Source organism: Candidatus Dactylopiibacterium carminicum (assembly GCF_014736495.1).
GTDB classification, from domain to species: domain Bacteria; phylum Pseudomonadota; class Gammaproteobacteria; order Burkholderiales; family Rhodocyclaceae; genus Uliginosibacterium; species Uliginosibacterium carminicum.
In genome coordinates this window covers 1-1541 of the sequence record NZ_MDUX01000122.1, presented here as the reverse complement: position 1 = coordinate 1541, position 1541 = coordinate 1, and the positions used below count along the sequence as shown (strand labels likewise).

The 1541-nt window shown below is 58.9% G+C and carries 3 protein-coding genes; 2 read left to right on the top strand and 1 reads right to left on the bottom strand.

The genetic code is table 11. The features are described from left to right. Positions 1-106 (bottom strand): transposase (locus BGI27_RS17750; protein ID WP_141239830.1); only part of this gene is annotated, 106 nt, incomplete at its 3' end. Between the two features lie 325 nt (positions 107-431). On the opposite strand from BGI27_RS17750, the gene BGI27_RS17745 reads away from it, so the two are divergent. Together BGI27_RS17745 and BGI27_RS17740 are read left to right on the top strand one after the other, a co-directional pair. Next, positions 432-1040: a response regulator transcription factor gene (locus BGI27_RS17745; RefSeq protein ID WP_170943108.1), complete on the top strand. Its 609-nt coding sequence runs from the start codon at positions 432-434 to the stop codon at positions 1038-1040. 84 nt (positions 1041-1124) lie between these two features. Continuing rightward, on the top strand, positions 1125-1541 hold a 417-nt coding region (locus BGI27_RS17740), incomplete at its 3' end, for a histidine kinase dimerization/phospho-acceptor domain-containing protein (RefSeq protein WP_172425491.1).

Below are 1541 nucleotides of genomic sequence, written 5' to 3'. Positions count from 1 at the left end.
TGCTCACATCCAGTCGCCCGGCAACGTCCGCAACGCTATGTCCGCGATCGGTCACTTGCTTGACCGCTTCAATCTTGAACTCTTCCGTGTATCGCTTGCTACTCATAGACACCTCCACTTGGTTGCCAGCTTAAGGCTTCGAAGTGTCTAGTGAACCGGGGGCGATTCAGCCGATCTTGCGGCTTTCGGTATGCGTGTGGAACTGGAGCCTGAGTTGCTGGTGCTTGGTGAGACATCCGCCAATGATGGGCTGCCCGTTCGCAGTGAAGATGAGCAGTCTTTCGGAGGTTTGTTGCGGACGGCCTGCGATCTTTCGGGGACGCCGTTTTCCGCCTATGGGCAGGATCTGCCCGAACCGGCGCCTGCCGAACCCCCAGCTGTCATCGCCCCGCCGGACCCGATCAAACCTGTTGCACGCGCCAACAGCGCGTATGGCTATGCAGCATGCGCTCAAGGCCATGCTCGAGCCCTTGCTGGCCGGTGGCGAGATTATCTGCGCCGCCTCGGCCCAAGAGGCAGTTTCCGCTCTACGTTCGGGGCGAACCTTTCATCTTGTGTTGCTCGACCTCAAGCTACCAGACAGCGACGGTTTGCGTCTGATGAGTCTTTTGCGGCGCGAAGCGCCGGGCGTGCCGGTAGCCGTGTTCTCCGGCCAGGATGCACCAATCTATCGTCAGCTCGCACGCGAGGCCGAGGCTGAAGGGTTTCTCAGCAAGTCCATGGATCCCGCGGCATTGGTTGATGGTGTCCGCACCTTGCTGGCTGGTCGTCGATTTTACGACGATCAAGGCGAGCGTAGCCGTGCCGGCTCTCAGGATTCACGACCCAAACCTCGCCTCAGCCCCAAGCAGGAGCGGGTTCTTTGCTGCTTGATGGAAGGTTTGTCGAACAAGGAAATCGCCCAGCGCCTGGATCTTTCGGAACGGACCGTAAAGATGCACCTGACTTCTGTGTATCACGTGCTCGGTGTGAATACCCGATCCCAGGCCATTCTTGTTGGTCAGACACTGAATCTCTCGATGCCGCCGGAAGATGCGTGACTTGTTGCATCCGGCCACGGTGCGGCTGCTGCAAGCTGCACGGGCGGCAGTTGTGTTGCTGCTTGTATGCGCCGGAGCCTTGTGGTGGCAGCAGGCGCCATTTTCTGCCCCGGCCACCTGACCCTGATTCTCGCATTGGCGGCGGGGGCGGGATTGTGGTATCTGCTGACTGATCTGAAGAAGCGCCTCCAGTCCGTGATGGAGCGCCCGCTGGCTATTTCATACTCCGAGGGCAGCTTCCTCTCCAACATGGAGCATGATCTGCGCCAGCCCGCACAGGCCATCGCACTGTTTGCTGCCACTCTGTCTGCACATCCACTACCAGAAAGCTCACGTAAGCTTGTGAGTGGGATTGAGGCTGCAGTCCAGCAACTGTCTGCACAGATGGAGGCTGCTTTCGCGATCGCCAAACTGGAATCCGGCCGACAGGCTGTGGATCTGCAACCGCTAGAGCCTGTTCACAGTATCCGGAATGTGTTTACATTCTGGAATTTGGGTGTG